The organism is Paraburkholderia sp. WC7.3g (assembly GCF_050436345.1).
In the GTDB taxonomy this organism is placed as follows: Bacteria; Pseudomonadota; Gammaproteobacteria; order Burkholderiales; family Burkholderiaceae; genus Paraburkholderia; species Paraburkholderia podalyriae.
In genome coordinates this window covers 3,705,291-3,721,842 of sequence record NZ_JBNDMA010000002.1, presented here as the reverse complement: position 1 = coordinate 3,721,842, position 16,552 = coordinate 3,705,291, and the positions used below count along the sequence as shown (strand labels likewise).

The following is a 16,552-nucleotide window of genomic DNA, read 5'->3' as shown; positions in this document are numbered from 1 at the left end:
GGAGGAAGGAAATCATGAGCGTGAAATCGGACAAGATGGACGACCAGAAGGGCACCGGCGGCGGTGGCGCGGTCGTGAAGAAACTGATTCCGTTCGGGGGCTATTACGCGAATAAGGTGCCGGACCACGACCCGGAATTGACCGAGACTGGCCCGGGTACGCCGATGGGCGAATTCATGCGCCGGTTCTGGCATCCAGTGTGCATGTCCATCGAACTGACAGACACGCCGCGTTTCCTCAAAATCCTCACTGAAGAGCTGGTTGCTTTTCGCGACGGCAGCGGTCGTGTGGGCTTGCTGCATGCGCATTGCGTGCACCGGGGCGCATCCCTTGAATACGGCGCAATCCAGGAGCGCGGCATCATGTGCTGCTATCACGGCATGGTGTTCGATGTCGACGGTGCGTGTCTGCACGTGCCCTTTCCGAAGGGCGAAGAAAAGGAAGCGGAAAAGTTTGCGTGCTCGATTCGCCAAGGCGCTTATAAGGCAGTTGAGCGTAATGGTCTTGTCTTCGCTTATATGGGGCCGCCTGATGAAGAGCCGCCGTTCCCCGAGTGGGAAGGCGACTTTACGGTGATGGAAGGCGACGAGCTCGTCCCGTACAGCAATTTTCAGCACTGCAACTGGCTGCAGGTCCAGGACAATGCGGCCGATAACTATCACCCGACTGCCCTGCATGCGGGAAAGAGCGTCGTAGGGGGCCATTATCAGGGGACGACCTTCGATGAGGTCGGCGCCGCGTCGATGGAAGTGGCACCCGACATGAACTTCGTTCCGGTTCAAAAGGGCCGCAGCCTCGCCTGCGCAGGTGCGCGTCGCGTCGACAAGCACAAGCTCTTTGTCCGCGTACAGCATCAGGTGTTGCCAAATCTCAGTCTGCACGCATACACGTCGGAGGACGGGTCGGCCAAGAAGTACTTTAGCCGCTTTCACATCATTCGCTGGACAGTCCCGGTCGACGACGAGAACAGCAAGATGATTGGTTGGCGTGTCATGGGCCCGGGCATCGACACACGTGGCGTCGGCAATAAGGAAATGGTCGGATACGAAACCATCGACTTCCTCGAAGGACAAGTCGCAATGCGTCGGCCGGAGCGCTTCGGGAAATACAAGCTCGAGGACCTGCCGCCGATTCCGCCAAACCACCGGGAACGCGCGGGTTACAAGGACGCGCAGTATGCGCCCGGCGACTACGAGGCAATCATCAGCCAGCGACCCATCGCCGTGCACGCGCTCGAGAACCCGACACGCTTCGATGCAGGTCTCTTCCAGTTTCGCAAAATGCTGCGCGACGCGGTTCGTGGCACCAATCCCGCGTCGTCTGCCCATGGCTTTGCAGAGTGGTTACGTGAGCTTGGCGGCGCCCCGAACAGCTACTGCTCGGGCAACGTCTTCGAGATTCCGGAAGGCGAGACCGTGGAACAAGAGGTTGTCCGACGCCGCAAGGTGCTGAAGACGGTGGTGGAAATTCTGACCCAGAGCGACTCGTTGAAGGGTAGCGAGCGGAGCGAATTCGTGCGAAGCAGATTCGAAGAGCTTGAGCAGTCGCTGAAGCGCTAAATGGGACACGCGCGTCACGCTCTCTGGCGTGGGCGCGGCACCGGTGCCAGTCAGCCTCGCAGGAGGGCTGGCGGCTCGCCAGCGGGGAAAGGAACATGGATACCTTATTGGAACGGGAAGAAGCAGTTCAGGAGGTCGAGGCTGGAACGCTCGATGTCCGCGTGCGGCAGGTTCGGTACGAAGGCAAAGGCATAAATTCCTACGAGTTCACGAGCCCGAGCGGTAATGCCCTGCCGCGGTTCGAAGCAGGCTCGCACATCGACGTCCATCTGAAAAACGGTGTAATCAGGCAGTACTCCCTCTGCAACTCACCGGCCGAGCGCAACCGGTATGTCATCGCTGTTCTCAAAGACGAGAATGGTCGTGGCGGTTCGCGCGCTGTTCACGAAAGCATCGGGGCTGGAGACATCCTCACTATCAGCAAACCGCGCAATCACTTCGCCTTGGCCAAAGACGCCAAAAAAGTGCTGCTGATAGCCGGAGGAATTGGAGTGACGCCGCTTAAAGCGATGGCGCATGAATTGGACATCCAGGGCGTGGACTTCGAGATGCATTACTGCGCGCGCAACCCGGATGCTGCTGCTTTCGGCGAAGAATTTGCGGATATCAAGCGCGCAGGAAAATTGCACTATCACTTCGACGACGACGGATTCGGTAACAGACTGGACCTCCGCGAGCTTCTAAGAACCCCAGAGCCCGGTACTCATGTTTACTACTGCGGTCCCGCTGGCTTCATGGCCGCCTGTAGCGACGCGGCGAGCCATTGGCCGAAAGGCACAGTGCATTTCGAGCACTTCAAGGCACCCGAGCAAGCCACGCGGGCGCCAGTGAGCACGGATAGCGAGGGTGGCTGTGATGTCACCATCGCTAGTACTGGCAAGGTTGTCCACGTCGCACCTGACCAGAACTTTGCGGACGTTCTCAATGAAGCCGGCGTCGCTGTACCAACCTCCTGTTGTGCGGGCCTGTGCGCCACGTGCAAGGTCCGCTATCTCGAGGGCGAAGTTGAACACAATGACTTCATTCTGAGCGAAGACGAGCGACAGGAGTACCTCACGGTTTGTGTCTCGAGGCCTGCCAACAAAACACTTGTGCTGGATTTGTAACGTCTACTTCACGCTTAACCACCGGCGGGCAGCAAAACCCTGCCTGCACCTTCACCTTCTTCGCGTGTCGCGAAAAACACCCTTGGCGCACGAAACTGGAAATCGTATGAAAGTCTTCTACGAAAAAGATGCCGACCTCACCCTGTTGAAAACCCGCAGCATTGCGGTCATCGGTTATGGGTCGCAGGGCCACGCTCACGCGCTGAACCTCAAGGACAGCGGCATCAATGTCGGCGTCGGATTGCGCAAGGGTACGTCCTGGGACAAAGCCGAGAAGGCGGGCCTGCACGTGAAGAGTATTGCCGATGCGGTCAAGGAGGCAGACATCATCATGATGCTTCTGCCCGACGAGCGAATTGCAGAAGTCTATCGTGCGGAAGTGGCACCGAACGCTCGCGAAGGTGCGGTCCTCGGCTTTGCGCACGGCTTCAACATTCACTATGGTCAGGTGACACCTCGCGCAGACCTTGATGTGATGATGGTCGCGCCAAAAGCTCCAGGTCACACAGTGCGCAGCACATACGTTTCGGGCGGCGGAGTTCCGCACCTTATCGCGGTCGCCCAAGACCCTTCAGGCACGGCTCGGGATATTGCGCTCGCGTACGCCGCCGCCATCGGCGGTGGCCGGGCGGGCATCATTGAGACCAGTTTCCTTGAGGAGACTGAGACTGACCTCTTTGGTGAACAGGCTGTTCTGTGCGGCGGCTTGGTCGACCTTATCAAAGCGGGCTTCGAGACTCTCGTCGAGGCAGGCTATGCGCCGGAAATGGCCTACTTTGAATGCTTGCACGAAGTGAAGCTTATCGTGGACCTCATCTACGAGGGCGGCATCGCGAACATGAACTACGGTATATCAAACAATGCCGAATTCGGAGAATACGTGACGGGACCTCGTATCGTCACGGATTTGACCAAAGCCGCAATGAAGGCGGTTCTGCATGACATTCAGACGGGCGAGTACGCCAAGAGCTTCATTCTTGAAAATCGGGCTGGTGCGCCGACACTTCAGTCGCGCCGGCGCTTGACCGCAGACCATCCCATTGAAACCGTGGGAGCAAGACTACGCGCGATGATGCCGTGGATTGGCAAGGAAGCGCTTGTCGACCGTTCCAAAAACTGAACGAAGGAGCAACGCGCGCTGGTCCGAGTGAATCTTCGGCCAGCGCGTAAACGCGGATAGCAACGGAGTACATCATGACATCGAAGTTGCTTCAGATTCCGTCGCGGACGGACTACGTCGACGAGGTGTATAAGGTCCTCGTTGACGCCATCTGCGAAGGCTCGCTAGCTCCTGGGACGCGCTTGACGCAAGAGGAGATTGCGGAGCAGCTTTCGGTCTCGCGGTCCCCGGTACTCCAGGCTCTGAGGCTGCTGAAGAAAGACGGTCTTGTTCAGGATGCGCCGGGCAGGGGTGTAATCGTTGCTCCGCTGGACCTGCAGTGGCTTGGAGACTTGTACGAAATTCGTGGGAGTTGCACACACGACGAGCTCATGCGCATCTCGTCGCAGAGCTCGGAATCGTGCTGAAGGCAAATGGCCCCGTACCCGAGTCGTTAGCGCAAGGCGACGGTGCGCACGCCTGAGGTCGATTCGAATCACACTTCTAGGGTGATTCGAGTCGGAGAAGTCACGTTGATTACCGAGAGGTTTCCAGCCCTACCGCTGCGCGTAGCCAGTCTCGAAATTGCTTCACCTTGTACGAGTCAGCTTCGTCTGCACGAAAGGAGAGAAAATGAGTTTCTCGATGGAGTGGGACAAATTCTTCATCACCCAGTATCACAAGGTCTCCACGGGACAATTCACGCTCTGCGAGGCGCGTTGTTTCCAGTGCGACGCCCATTCCGTCAACTGCTGCCGAAAGGGCAAGCGCAGCGCGGTCGAAAGAAGGACGTGGCTTGATAGGGAGCGCCATGCCATTGCAGGCAAACCAGTCCGACCAGGTGATTCTGCTCAGTTGAGATTCGATAAGTGTAAGGCCAGTTATCAATTCGCGAGGTCCGGTTCTTGACCGTAACAACGACGGTGAACACATTGGTGCGATTCGCTCTGCGCCCAGTGGCACCGCTATGATGCCGGCCGGCTGGATAGCACTTCCGTAGGAAATTGCAACGTCTATCTCTCTGGCGCGGACCAAATCAATTGGCGGTGCTCCGGATGACAACCGGATGGTGATATTGGGATTGTCGCGCATGAATTGAGGTAGGCGCGGCCCTAACCACTTGGCGGCAAAGCTCGGGGCGCTATGCAGGGCGAGAACTTGCTCCGTCGGACCGAGACTTACCTCATTGCATGCGGCTTCGATGACGTCGAAGACGCGACAAAGGTTCTGCTGTAGACGTAACCCTTCTGCGGTCGTTTCCACCATGCGATTGCGACGAACGAGTAAAGGTCGCCTGAAATAGTCCTCAAGTTCTCGAACCTGGTGACTGATTGCCGATTGGGTTAGGTGAAGTTCCTCGGCGGCCCGCGTAAAGCTGCACAACCGTGCCGTTGCTTCAAAAGCTCTAAGTAGTACGAAATTTGGAATTCGTCTCATGCTTATCTCGATGTATGAACCTGATTCATGGTGGTATGAACAGTCATTGTTTGTCAACTCCGTTGTCGGGACTGACCATGTTGGTGTGGGTTCGCTGATAAGCGTGAAAACATACGTTTCCAGAGCGCGAACGAAGTTCGCACCATGTTTCCAACCATTTTTTGTTTAAAGGAGAGACATCATGTCCACCGTCGCTGAATCTCAAGTTGAATCGATTGTGAAGCCCGGCAAGGTTTCGATTTATCAGCCGGACCAGGAAGGGCTGATTTTTCCGGAAATGCCGACGTTCAAGACGGCTGCCGAGCATCGTCAGTATCTGAAGGAGCATCTTGTCGCTGCATGCCGTGCGTTTGCCCTGCAAGGTTTTGACTACGGCTTCGCCGGTCACCTGACTGTACGCGACCCGGAAAACCCCGGTCTGTACTGGACCAACCCGATGGCCGTGCACTTCGCGCAGGTGAAGGTTTCGAATCTCATTTGCGCAGACCACACTGGAACGGTGGTCGAAGGAGAGTATGCGATTAACCGCGCTGGCTTTGTGCTGCACGCTGCGGTGCACGAGCAGCATCCCGACATCGTTGCAATGTGCCATGCGCATACGGTTTACGGTACCGCCTTCGCGGCGCTTGGAAAGCCGCTGGCTCCAATCTCCCAGGATGCGGCTGCGTTCTTTGAAGACCACGTAGTCATCGGTGACGAGGCGGGAAGGGTTGCGGTTGAAGTGAAAGGCGGCAACAAGGTAGCCAATGCCTTTGCTGGCGCGAAGGCAGCAATTCATCAGAACCACGGCCTCCTCACGGCAAGCCGCCACAGCATCGACTCCGCAGCTTTCTGGTTTATCGCGCTTGAGCGCTGCTGCCAACAGCAGCTGATGATTGAGGCTACGGGAGCCACACCAAAAGAGGTGGCGCCAGACCGTGCGCGCTACAGCCGGGAGCACGTCGGTAGCGATTACATCGGCTGGCTGCACTTCCAGACCATCTGGAACGACCTCATCGCGACCCAGCCGGACATGCTCGACTAACCAAGTTTGACCAACCCAGATACGCGGCGATGCCAGTGCGTGGTGTCGCTGCGAGTGAGCAGAGGCGGAGAAAAGCACAAACAGCGCACGCCGTTAACAGAAAGTCCCTCAGGAGACAACAAATGAGTTCCCTTAGTCCGGCCGCATATCTGGAAGCTGGTGAGTCGTCTGCGTTTGCGAAAGCGGCGTGGCGGCTAGTACCCTTCCTGTTCCTCTGCTACCTTTCCGCCTACCTCGACCGAATAAATGTAGCGTTCGCGAAGCTACAGATGCTGAATGACCTCGGCTTCAGCGAGGCTGTTTATGGGTTCGGCGCGAGCGTGTTTTTCATTGGATACCTTCTGTTCGAGGTTCCGAGCAACTTAATGCTGTTGCGGGTTGGCCCACGTCGTTGGATTGCACGCATTATGGTTACGTGGGGGCTCATCTCAGCCGGCATGATGTTCGTAAAGACGCCTGTAATGTTCTATGGCATGCGCTTCCTGCTCGGGGTCGCCGAGGCCGGCTTTTTTCCAGCAATTGTTCTGTACCTAACCTATTGGTTTCCATCGTCACGTCGCTCCAAAGTGACAGCACTATTCATGACAGGCATTCCTATGTCTGGCGTAATTGGCGGGCCGCTCTCTGGCTGGTTGATGACGGCACTGGCGGGTGCTCATGGGATGGCGGGATGGCAATGGCTTTTCCTGCTTGAGGGCATCCCAACAGTCGTGCTCGGCGTAGTCGCGTTCTTCTATCTTGATGACAAGGTGCAGGACGCGAACTGGCTGACCGATTCACAGAAGGCTGTGATTGAGCAGAAGCTAAAAGATGAAGAGCCTGAGAACGGTCTTCATTCCGTCAGGGACGGCCTGTTGAATCCAAAAATTCTCCTTGTCAGTGCGGTCTACTTCTTCTACACAATGGGGTTGTATGGGGTCAGCTTCTGGCTGCCAACCTTGATTAAAACAAGTGGCGTCTCAGACCCGCTCAATGTGGGTCTGCTTACAGCGATTCCCTATGCAGTTGGAGCCATCGCTATGGTTGTCGTGAGTCGGAGTTCAGACCGCACGGGCGAGCGACGCTGGCATCTGATTATCCCGGGTCTAGCGGGCGCGTTCGGGCTTGCGTTGAGCGTCTGGTTTGCTCACTCGACTGTGCTTGCGATGATTGCCTTAACGATTGGGACCATGGGTGTCATGACGACCATCTCGCAATTTTGGGTTCTTCCGCCGGCTTTTCTGAGCGGAGCTGCCGCTGCCGCTGGGCTGGCATTGGCAAACTCGGTCGGAAGCATATCGGGCGTAGTCAGCCCTTCGCTGATTGGCGTCATCAAGACCGCGACCGGTTCGGCTGGCGCCGGAGTGCTGGTGCTCTCGGTAAGTCTGGTGATTGGAGGGCTGCTGGTGCTGCTGGTCCCTCCAGCTCTAGTCAACAACCGACGCCGCTAGGCGGTTGGACCAGGTTGGTTTCGCCGGCACTCGCTGTCAGAATGGTGCCGGCGGACAACTTTTTGGAATGATGAGTTCTAAAAATGGCATCAGCTAGCGGAACGTTGAGCGTCCGCTTCGGTTCCGACAGCCTGGCTCATATGTCGAAGAAGATTCTCGCGCGCAAATTCAGTGTGCTGCACGCTGAGCTTAGCCGAGAGCTCTTCGTCACCCTGCGCAATGGCCTCAGCTATCGCAGCATGCTCATCCCAGACGGTCTTTCGTTGTCCGACCACCTGGTGAACCGCGCCCATCACACGCCTCAGGTGCAACCAGTGCAGACGCGCATTCTCAAGAATGAGCGGATTTCCGGATGCGGTGTAAACGGCGATGTGAAACGCCATGTCAGCGTCAATCATGGCTCGAATGTCGTTGCCCTTGGCGAGCTTTCGGCCGGTTGTAACGAGGGATTTGTCTATCTTTGTTCGCTGTCTCGCTGCCAGGCGTGCCGCCAGACCGTCGAGGGCTCCCCGAAGCTCGTAGAGATGACCAATTCGCTTGGCGTCCAATGGCGTAACCTGCAGCCCACGGCCCGGCGCATCCTCTACAAGTCCGTCCTTCTTCAACATCCGGAACGCCTGCAGTACCGGCGAGCGGGAAACGGCCAACTGCTCGGCAATGTCTTCCTGGACGATTCGCGTTCCCGGTGCGATTGAACCCTCGCTGATGGCGTCGAGGAGGACCCGGTAGACTTCATCGACGTAATCCGTACGGGCCTGAATTTTCAAGAGTTTCGCGGGCATGGTGACAGTCGGTATGGATACTGAATACCGTCAGCTTACCAGCATTGATTGCGAATGCGGAGATGGGTGGGGCGAAGCTGATTCGCAAGACGCAGAAAACGCCACGGCGCGCGTGTTCGAGGTATGCGACCAGTTGCTTGTGTCGCTCCTGATTGGGCCAATGGTGATGCCTGGAGGACGATGACAAGACCTATGCCGTCGATGGTGTTCAAAGGAGACGCCACTGGATGCAGATGTGCGGGGCGTCAAACTGCAGCAACTTTGGCGATTACGGATTTCGTGGTGACAGTCCGGCGAACCAGACCGGAACGGCGGAAACTGCGCTTACTGCATAGAGGAGGTCGGGCTTCGCGTTGCTAATTCCGAATGCTTTTTCCGAGACATCCCCCTGCTGTCCCGTGTAGCTTGTCCGTAGTTCTTGCTCGACAACGACAGCGGAAGAAGCGCAGTACCTTTTCGCTTGTTCGACTGCGAAGTTTACATCTGCCGCGAGCTCGCCAGCAGTGACTCTGCTGGTCTCCCGCACGACGATAGAGACGAGACCGCTCGGCGCGCGCGCGAGTATCCACCCTGCAGAAAATCGGCCTGTACCATCTGATTCGGTCATCACGCGAATCAGGCCGGTTATGCCTTCAAACCGTTGATGTGCGTTCAGCAAAGTTTTGACGCCGGAGGGAAATCCATCGACACAGTTCGATGGCGCCAATGCCGACTGATGTCGTTGGCTGTCGGAGACCCTGCTAACAATGCCGGGCAATCCCGGCTTAGTCTGGGCGATGGACAGCCTCGCAGCAGCGGCCGAACCTGGCATCCTTGACGGCGACCAGTACATCGAGCAGTTGTTTGCGAGCAAGGAGGACGTCCGCGCCTTCCGCCTAATCCTTCGCGACGCAGGAAGCGACCGGTGGCTGAACGACCGTCGCCTTTACGCTTTGAAAAAACTGGGAAGCGCGGAACTGGATTCCGTCACCTATCCAGGGGTCGCGAGCTTCTTTGACCCGGCCGAGTAACACTCTTTGACGTATAGGCGTAGCCTGTACGTCTAGAAAGCTATTTATCGACCCTTATCATTCTTTCGCGCAGAAGGGCAATTTCGATTGTCCGCTCAACCCAATAAATTGCTTTTCGGCGACTCGCGCCACAGCCCCGTAGGGCATCGCGAGCCGCCGGTCTCTTGTCACCAAATTTGCTAGGCGCCCCCAAGCGCCTGGACCCGATGACGCGACTGCGATGTTTGCAGTTCGGAGGGTGGAATCATCGCGAAAAAACGCTGACGCCAATACACCTGTCGGCCGCTGGCCATGCGTTTGCCTTCGTCCGTTTCGAACATCAACGCTGTCGGCTGCGGAAGGTACCCGTTAATTGCTGCCATCTATGTCCTCGATTTTGATTGTTGGAATAGGGCGAGTCGCAAGACCCGCTGACTGCAACTACGGCATAGCTGATGCATCTCTTTAACGCATGCGGTCTCGGTGGACGACGCCGTTAGCGATATTTAAAAGTGAGCCTTCCCTCGTATTTCGGGCGATACACGCGTTAAAACCGTTCCACCCAAGGTCGCAGTTCGACTTCCCACGTCCATGCGCTCCGATGCTGCCGATGAATATGAAGATACTCCTTGGCTATCACGTCAGGCTCCAGCCATTTGTCGTCGGTGTTGCCCCGTCCGGTTGCACTCGACTACTAGCGATGCCGCCATCAATAACAAAATGCGCGACGTGAATATTCCTTGGGGCAAGTTCTCGCGCCATACATTGCGCCATTCCTCGCAGCGCGAATTTCCCCATCGCAAATGGTGTCGAACCGGGTAGGCCCTTCACGCTAGCCGTAGCTCCGGTGAGCAGGATAGTGCCGCTGCCGCGAGTCACCATCCGAACTGCGGCGGCCTGAGCAATCAGAAATCCACCGAGGGCCGTCACTCTGATGGCATCCTCAAGCTTTTGTGGGTCGATGGCTTCAACCGCTGCGCGATAGCGGCCGCTCGCGTTGTAGACAACAAGGTCGGGAGCGCCGAATGCGTTCTCTACGCGGTCAAAAAGCGCAGTGACCTCGTCTGGTCGACCAGCATCGCAACTCACGGCCAAGGCGCCTGTCTCGTCTACCAGGTCCGCGAGCTTACTTGTGTCGCGGGCGGCGAGCGCAACCTGCATGCCCTCTCCTGCAAACAGACGAGCAAGGGAGGCACTCAGCCCCTGTCCTGCGCCAACAATCAGTGCCGTCTCGGTTCGACTCACAGCTCCTCCAGATTCAATTAGGGATAGTGATGTGGAGCACGTTGTCTTGCGCTCATGCATAACGTTTCCTACCTAGCCAATTGTAGACGTTCGCAACAAATTGCATTCACGTACCGGGCGGCCATTACCAGCAGGGGTCAGGGACGGGCGTGCTTACGGCACAGCGCACGTTGTGACTGCTGGCCCGAGATTCCGAGTTAGCCGAATCGTAGCCGCAGACGAGCTTCCCACATTTCACATAACGTCACATAGAGCTGGTATAAGCAAGGAGAGCAAACCGTGCAGGAGAAGGGTGTTGACCATCTCGCGCTCCCCGAATCGTACGAGACACCCCTTTGAAAAATTATTTGTGGACCTTGGCAGTCACTCGCCCGACAAGGCGCTGGCAGCACTGACCTCTGCAATGCAGGAAGAACGACGCGACATGAACGCGTTTGAGTGGTTGTCGCAGGCGCTCCCCGGCGCAACGCTCAAACCAGCGCTGGCGTTTGGCTCCGTCAGCGAGCTCTACCGGTCATATACACGGCCCGCGGAATTCGAGCGGCTGAAGGGCGTCCGGCGCTTTTGAGGGGACGTGGCCGCAATACTGGAGGGGACTGCATGGGGTGCTCGACGGCGCCGTCGACACGATGGTGATGCACATCGGCCGCGCGGAAACCATATGCGCTTGACCGCGCGAAACTTTACTCCGCGAATAGGCTTTCCAGCTCGATGAGCCACATGCGTTGAAGAGGGCAGTCAAATATCTGGAGGAGCAGCAGCAACTCCACCGACGTGGCGATGATGCCGGAACCGTTGGATAAGTTTCATTCCCTGCACGCTAGCTATCGCTAGCGGCATGTCGACCGTTCCGGGCGATGACATGTCCGACGATGGTGTGGCTCTGCGTGCCATTCTCTGATGCGTCAGGAGCGGCGCCAGTCTTCACGATGTTGGGTCGCGTCCAGACATCTGTGCCAGATTTTCATGACCAGTGAATCGGCGTAGTTGACCGTCATCGCGTCGGTGAACAGCCGCGCCGGGATGATGGCAGTCAACTGGACCTTGTCGAGCAGCACCGCATCCTGCGCAATTGCGTGAGCGCGTCGCGCGAGTGTCACACGGTCAAGCCAGCCCGTCGCCAGGTGGTTGCGTGCAGACCCATATGCGAGCTGATTCGACAAGGTTTGCCTCCGACAGCCACGCGCCCTGCAATGCGAACGCCGCCAGTTCGGCGATGGCAAGATAGCAAAGCAGTGTCGCCATCTGGTCCCGCGTGAGTGTGTGAACCTCTTGCATGAGTCGTCTTTCAGTTGACGGCGCGGATTTGCCTACGCCTATCCCGAGAACATCAAGCCGGACGCGAAGAACGTTGCCGTCCGGGCCAACTATTCGTGGGATACCGGCAGGGTCCGGTGGCGCTTTCGGTCCGTCACGGCCCGAAGTCGCCGGATTTCCGGCGGCAGAGACACCGGCGCTTAGCGGCTGGACTACTACGTGTGTTGGGCGTTTAGTCGAACGGGGCGCCGACGCGTGTTTCGCAGGCTTCGGAGAAGTAGCGTGCCGGTGTCCGTTGGGTACCATGCGAGTTTCAGGCGGGTTCCAGACTTCGACACACTTCCATCAGCAAACGCGGCTGACGCCACTGTGAACAATACCGCCGCAATTGTAAGGATTTCCACATGCTTTCCCCGTGCCTGTGACGACCTCACGCGGAATCCGCAACACGGCGGGAGCGTACATCGCCGCACGGCCCAGGCCACCAGTCCCCGCGCCGTTTTATTCCTGGCGACAGCGCTACCTCAGGCTGCGCAGCCGTTGCCGACTGTCATGCCTGCAATGCTTTCTTCAGTAATCAGTGAGTCGGCATTGACCGGTCGAGGGTCTCCGCATGGCATATAAACACAGTCGCCCGCATGCACCGGAATTCCCGAGAACGCGCATTGGCCATGCGATGGCGCTCTAGTCAGTTTCCAGAGCTGCTCTGTATAGCAGCAGCGTCCGGGCTCCCGCCATGTGACCACGATTGAGCCGGTGTCCGGCCTCTCCATTATCCGTACCGTGGGAGCGGCATGTTGACGCTGTTGTTGTACCGCGCTTTCACCTGCTGCGCCGCGCGGTGCACCAGCACCCGCTGCCTGCGGGTCTGACGCTGTCTTCCTGACGGCGTCGTTTGCGACGACCTTCCGGCGGCCCGTTCTTCGCTTCTGCAGCATGGTGCCACGACAGCCGGGGGCCGCGCAGTGACACCGGAAGCGCGCCCTCAGTTCAGCGGTGTGGCGGCCTTCGACCGACAGCGCGTAGTCGATGGTCAGCTCTTCACCCGGCGCGATATCGCGCAACGCGCGGATGAACACGCGTCGGTCCACGATTTCGGCTTCGCAGTTCGGCACGCACCCGTGATTGAGCCATCGTGCGTTATTGCCCCCTTCGCCGCCATCGATGACGGTGCCATCGTCCAGGTCGAAGAACGTATGGTCCGATTCTGAGGTGTCGCGGGCGCACCGGCGCAGCACTTCGCGCCAGGTGACACGCGCACCCTTGTATTCGCAGACGAGTTCGGCAGCGGCGATGGCGCGGTTGGCGAACAGCCCGCGGCCATGCACCGGCGAACGCCGGGTGACAAAACGGGGGCGGGAATTTCGGACAGTCTGGGTCACGTCGTCAGTGCCATGAGGAAGTAAGCGGGTTTTCTTGTGCTGTGTCAGATGGTGGCGAAGCCATTAGACGCTGTCAACGCGCGCGGTGCGGCCGCTGACGTTTCGACGATGCGCGTTTGCTTCCAGACCTCTATGGCGGTCAGGTTGTCCGAATTGCCGCCGAACTGGTTTCCTCTTCCGGAGGCTAATCGATGAGGATGTGAACGTCACCGCGCTGCTGTCGTTCCTGGCTCATATCGCCCGTAGCTCGCACTTCTCAAACACCTTGTGACTTGTACTCAGCTACGTAGCGGGTGGGGGCAAGCCGCAAGCTCTACGGGGAGAACCCCGGCATCCCCTTCAAAGTGGAGAGTCGTGATTCTCTCTATACGGAGGCTCTCGATGGCGCAAAAAAGTTTTGCCCTGTCGCCTCTCTCTCAGGCGGCCCAGTCTTGCTTTGGCAAGGACGTCTGGCCCGACGACATTCCTGTTCCACAAGCCTGGCTCGAGTCAGCGGAGCGACAGGGAAATTCAAGGGGACACGTAGCGGCGCGAACAGCGACGTCAAACAGCGGACCGAGCGGCTCAAGGCAAAACGGCCAGTAGTGCGCAATGCAGGAACTGAGGGATGGGAGAAGGGCTCGATGTCCTGCTCGCGGCGACCTGTCGACCCGTCACCTGTCCGGCCGAACGTAGGCGGGATGAGGCTTACCGGGCCGCTCTGCTATAGGGGCCGTAGTGAGTGAGGTCCCATCTGAATTCAGAACACGTTCCCCCGGTGCTGGGCAGGCGTTGTCTTGGTGAAGGGGCACGCCGCGCGAAGGAAGGAGTTGGCGAGTCTCGCGTTTATCGAGCGCAACGAGAACCTCATTCGCTATTGCTTCAACCGTTCCGCGTCCGCAGGACGCACATCGCAAGCGCCAGCCCCGGGGCTACTCACGTGAGCGTTTTGTTGTCGGCGATTTACCATACGCGAATCGTGCAACCTGGTGTTCGTGCACGCCCTCCGCTTCACGAACGCCCCGCTTTTCCTATACTGTTTTTATCGCAATCTGGTTAACGCGACGTCGGTCGCATACTCGGAGGAAGGCATCATGAACAAGGACCAGGTCAAAGGCGTTGCTCAAAAGATGAAGGGCAAGGTCAATGAGGCAATGGGCAAGGTTACGGGCAGACCGGCCCGGGAACTGAAAGGCGATGTTGAGCAAGCCGCGGGACAAGCCAGGAAAGACGTCGGTGACGCCAGGGAAGCGGCGAAGGGCCGCACGACGCGTCACCATTAACCGCACGCCTCCCGGGGCTGGGTCAATGCATTGACCCAGCGTCAAAGGCCTCATCAGGCGGCCGACTCGCGAAGTTGGTCGCCGGCACCGGCGGTGGAAGGGTGCCTCATTGCGCGTGGTTACCAATACGTTTAGCTGAGCTGGAAGATTCAACGGCGCGTCCTCGCCGTCATGTCGCCCCTCGGTAGCGTGTTGCGCCACAGAAGGTTTGAGGGTCAGTGCGTCGCGCTGGCATCGGCGGCATAACGAAGCACGTTTGTCGGAATGCAGACGGAATGGAAGCCGCATTCGGCGCTTCGCATGGACCATTGTCGGCCGCTCGACAAGCACCGCCAGTTTCCGGAAGAGAGACTTCGTCGTTGACGAGGCTGGGCCGGCCGCGTTGGGGACCTTGAATCCGGGTTGGATGCGACGATTCGCTGGGGTCAGGTTGTCCTCTTTGGCTCGGGCCAAGGCCAACCCTTCCGCTCGCCGGGCACATCCCGCTCAGGGGACGACGCGACCCCGGCTCGATTCACTTCCTCCACGGCATCGTGCAACGGCTCGGCCAACGCGTCCGTTATCATCTGAGGAAGCCCCGTCCCGAACCACTTCACCTTCTTCCGGAGGTGACCGACATACAAGTTCCAGCCGTCAGGGTTGCCATCAAAAAGGTCGTGCTGAACGGTTGACGCCAGAGCTTTCCGGTTGAGCTCCGTATCAAGCAGTTCCTTTGGCCACAGGAAGAACGCGCTCGCGACATGTGCGCTGAACTCCGGCCACCGAGGTGAAGCAGCAGCTCGCGTCTGTCAAACGGGTCGTCCATTGCAGTATCTCCGTCCGTTGCGTGCTTGTTCCGATGATACTCGCCTGGCTGCGGTGATTCAGCCGGCGCGCTGCACAGCACCTGCAATGGTTGGTTACACGACGAAGAAGCACACCGCATGACTGGCCTGTCAGGTTCGATTGATTCGGCTACCGGCGACGCCGTTGCTGCGACGGCAGCGCGTTGAACGGCGGCGGCGCTGCTTTCACGATTTTTTGACTGTGATGACCTGTCCCGTGATGTCCTCGACCAGGCTTCGCTTGTACGCTTGGGCCACCACCGCGGCAGGAGTACCTGCCGAATAGGCCTGCCCCATCGCGGCAAGTGTTTCTGAAACCCAGCCTGGGCTGATGACGTTAACGCGTGCGTTGCCGTGCATTTCGAGAGCTGCAGACCGGACGAACGCCTCGACCCCTGCATTCACGATGCCCACTACGGCACTCCCTGTGACCGGATGCAGGGAGAGAATGCCGCTGGTTAGCGTCAGGGACCCGCCTTGTGCGATGTGACCAACCGAGCACCGGACGAGATTGACCTGTCCCATCAGCTTGTTCGTCAGACTAAACGCAAAGTCTTCGTCGGTCAGCGAATCAAGCGGTGCAAATTTCGCTGCACCTGCGGCGCAAATCACGGCATCAACAGTTCCGAGTTGCCGGTACATTGACACGATGGACGCCTTGTCTGCGAGGTCCACTGACAGGTCCGGGCCATTGCGGCTCGCGCCAATGACCTGGTGGTCGGACGAGAGCAGGCGAACGATTTCCTTGCCGAGCAGTCCGGTTGCGCCAACCATCAGCACGCGCATAGGTCCTCCTTATCCGGAAGGGTCACGCCACCGCGGAGCGACGCATCACGCTCGGCGTGCAGACGAGCGAATATCGTACTACCGTTCGAGCGGGGGGAGGTCGACTGGATGACGCTGACCGGGCTACGAGCGATGCCTTGAGTTCGACCCCTCCTACGCTGATGCGCATCGTAACCTTGCCTGCTTCACGACAAACTTGATGACCAGCAGGGCTTCGTGTGTCATTTGGGCGCCTATCGGCGGCTGAGCAGCTGACCACCCCATGCTCGTCGTGGGACTGTACGGTCTTGCATGAGCGCGCTCGGCCAACCGGCATGCTCACCCGCCGTCGCGAAGTCTAACGGTGTTCGCCGATGGTCTGACGCTGGCG

General features: G+C 58.4%; 15 protein-coding genes and 1 pseudogene. 9 read left to right on the top strand and 7 right to left on the bottom strand.

Features of this window, described 5'->3' with window-relative positions; genetic code table 11:
• Window positions 1-14: 14 nt before the first annotated feature.
• The 4 genes and pseudogenes from OKW43_RS28715 to OKW43_RS28700 all read left to right on the top strand — a co-directional run.
• Window positions 15-1,559, top strand: a complete 1,545-nt coding sequence (locus tag OKW43_RS28715) for a Rieske 2Fe-2S domain-containing protein (protein ID WP_187639135.1) — start codon at window positions 15-17, stop codon at window positions 1,557-1,559.
• Window positions 1,560-1,654: 95 nt separating this feature from the next.
• Complete coding sequence (locus OKW43_RS28710; RefSeq protein ID WP_429451160.1) at window positions 1,655-2,665, top strand: PDR/VanB family oxidoreductase; 1,011 nt, start codon at window positions 1,655-1,657, stop codon at window positions 2,663-2,665.
• Window positions 2,666-2,729: 64 nt separating this feature from the next.
• Entirely contained in the window at window positions 2,730-3,785 is a 1,056-nt protein-coding gene (gene ilvC / locus OKW43_RS28705; RefSeq protein ID WP_429451807.1) for a ketol-acid reductoisomerase, read from the top strand.
• Between the two features lie 74 nt (window positions 3,786-3,859).
• Window positions 3,860-4,138: pseudogene (locus tag OKW43_RS28700) on the top strand (GntR family transcriptional regulator); the annotation flags it as partial.
• Between the two features lie 163 nt (window positions 4,139-4,301).
• On the opposite strand, the gene OKW43_RS28695 reads toward OKW43_RS28700, so the two are convergent.
• Window positions 4,302-5,201, bottom strand: a complete 900-nt coding sequence (locus OKW43_RS28695; RefSeq protein WP_187639127.1) for a LysR substrate-binding domain-containing protein — start codon at window positions 5,199-5,201, stop codon at window positions 4,302-4,304.
• Between the two features lie 181 nt (window positions 5,202-5,382).
• Between OKW43_RS28695 and OKW43_RS28690 the strand changes: the two genes are divergently transcribed.
• Both OKW43_RS28690 and OKW43_RS28685 read left to right on the top strand, forming a co-directional pair.
• Entirely contained in the window at window positions 5,383-6,225 is an 843-nt protein-coding gene (locus tag OKW43_RS28690) for a class II aldolase/adducin family protein (protein ID WP_187639126.1), read from the top strand.
• A 122-nt stretch (window positions 6,226-6,347) separates the two neighbouring features.
• Window positions 6,348-7,655, top strand: a complete 1,308-nt coding sequence (locus OKW43_RS28685) for an MFS transporter (RefSeq protein ID WP_429451158.1) — start codon at window positions 6,348-6,350, stop codon at window positions 7,653-7,655.
• Between the two features lie 89 nt (window positions 7,656-7,744).
• On the opposite strand, the gene OKW43_RS28680 is transcribed toward OKW43_RS28685, so the two are convergent.
• On the bottom strand, window positions 7,745-8,437 hold the full coding sequence (locus OKW43_RS28680) for a GntR family transcriptional regulator (RefSeq protein ID WP_187639124.1): 693 nt from the start codon (window positions 8,435-8,437) through the stop codon (window positions 7,745-7,747).
• Between the two features lie 268 nt (window positions 8,438-8,705).
• Entirely contained in the window at window positions 8,706-9,143 is a 438-nt protein-coding gene (locus OKW43_RS28675; protein ID WP_187639123.1) for a hypothetical protein, read from the bottom strand.
• Between the two features lie 40 nt (window positions 9,144-9,183).
• On the opposite strand from OKW43_RS28675, the gene OKW43_RS28670 reads away from it, so the two are divergent.
• Window positions 9,184-9,447 carry a hypothetical protein gene (locus tag OKW43_RS28670; RefSeq protein WP_187639122.1) on the top strand — a complete coding sequence of 88 codons (264 nt, stop codon included), beginning with the start codon at window positions 9,184-9,186 and terminating at the stop codon, window positions 9,445-9,447.
• Window positions 9,448-10,062: 615 nt separating this feature from the next.
• Here the strand turns inward: OKW43_RS28670 and OKW43_RS28665 are convergent.
• A complete protein-coding gene (locus OKW43_RS28665; protein ID WP_429451155.1) occupies window positions 10,063-10,731 on the bottom strand; it encodes an SDR family NAD(P)-dependent oxidoreductase in 669 nt (222 codons plus the stop codon).
• Between the two features lie 235 nt (window positions 10,732-10,966).
• Between OKW43_RS28665 and OKW43_RS28660 the strand changes: the two genes are divergently transcribed.
• Window positions 10,967-11,239: a hypothetical protein gene (locus tag OKW43_RS28660; protein ID WP_429451153.1), complete on the top strand. Its 273-nt coding sequence runs from the start codon at window positions 10,967-10,969 to the stop codon at window positions 11,237-11,239.
• A 337-nt stretch (window positions 11,240-11,576) separates the two neighbouring features.
• On the opposite strand, the gene OKW43_RS28655 is transcribed toward OKW43_RS28660, so the two are convergent.
• Complete coding sequence (locus tag OKW43_RS28655; protein WP_187639119.1) at window positions 11,577-11,834, bottom strand: hypothetical protein; 258 nt, start codon at window positions 11,832-11,834, stop codon at window positions 11,577-11,579.
• Between the two features lie 618 nt (window positions 11,835-12,452).
• Window positions 12,453-13,310: an SET domain-containing protein gene (locus OKW43_RS28650; RefSeq protein ID WP_429451151.1), complete on the bottom strand. Its 858-nt coding sequence runs from the start codon at window positions 13,308-13,310 to the stop codon at window positions 12,453-12,455.
• A gap of 1,073 nt (window positions 13,311-14,383) precedes the next feature.
• Between OKW43_RS28650 and OKW43_RS28645 the strand changes: the two genes are divergently transcribed.
• Window positions 14,384-14,572 carry a CsbD family protein gene (locus OKW43_RS28645; RefSeq protein WP_429451149.1) on the top strand — a complete coding sequence of 63 codons (189 nt, stop codon included), beginning with the start codon at window positions 14,384-14,386 and terminating at the stop codon, window positions 14,570-14,572.
• Window positions 14,573-15,582: 1,010 nt separating this feature from the next.
• Here OKW43_RS28645 and OKW43_RS28640 read toward each other — a convergent pair.
• Entirely contained in the window at window positions 15,583-16,182 is a 600-nt protein-coding gene (locus tag OKW43_RS28640; RefSeq protein ID WP_429451147.1) for a short chain dehydrogenase, read from the bottom strand.
• Window positions 16,183-16,552 lie beyond the last annotated feature (370 nt).

Excerpts from the sequence above, each read along its gene's own strand:
- OKW43_RS28690 (WP_187639126.1), top strand. The coding sequence starts at position 5,383 with ATGTCCACCGTCGCTGAATCTCAAGTTGAATCGATTGTGAAGCCCGGC.
- OKW43_RS28695 (WP_187639127.1), bottom strand. The coding sequence starts at position 5,201 with ATGAGACGAATTCCAAATTTCGTACTACTTAGAGCTTTTGAAGCAACG.
- OKW43_RS28685 (WP_429451158.1), top strand. The coding sequence starts at position 6,348 with ATGAGTTCCCTTAGTCCGGCCGCATATCTGGAAGCTGGTGAGTCGTCT.
- OKW43_RS28665 (WP_429451155.1), bottom strand. The coding sequence starts at position 10,731 with ATGCATGAGCGCAAGACAACGTGCTCCACATCACTATCCCTAATTGAA.
- OKW43_RS28715 (WP_187639135.1), top strand. The coding sequence starts at position 15 with ATGAGCGTGAAATCGGACAAGATGGACGACCAGAAGGGCACCGGCGGC.
- OKW43_RS28640 (WP_429451147.1), bottom strand. The coding sequence starts at position 16,182 with ATGCGCGTGCTGATGGTTGGCGCAACCGGACTGCTCGGCAAGGAAATC.
- OKW43_RS28710 (WP_429451160.1), top strand. The coding sequence starts at position 1,655 with ATGGATACCTTATTGGAACGGGAAGAAGCAGTTCAGGAGGTCGAGGCT.
- OKW43_RS28645 (WP_429451149.1), top strand. The coding sequence starts at position 14,384 with ATGAACAAGGACCAGGTCAAAGGCGTTGCTCAAAAGATGAAGGGCAAG.
- OKW43_RS28670 (WP_187639122.1), top strand. The coding sequence starts at position 9,184 with ATGCCGGGCAATCCCGGCTTAGTCTGGGCGATGGACAGCCTCGCAGCA.
- OKW43_RS28680 (WP_187639124.1), bottom strand. The coding sequence starts at position 8,437 with ATGCCCGCGAAACTCTTGAAAATTCAGGCCCGTACGGATTACGTCGAT.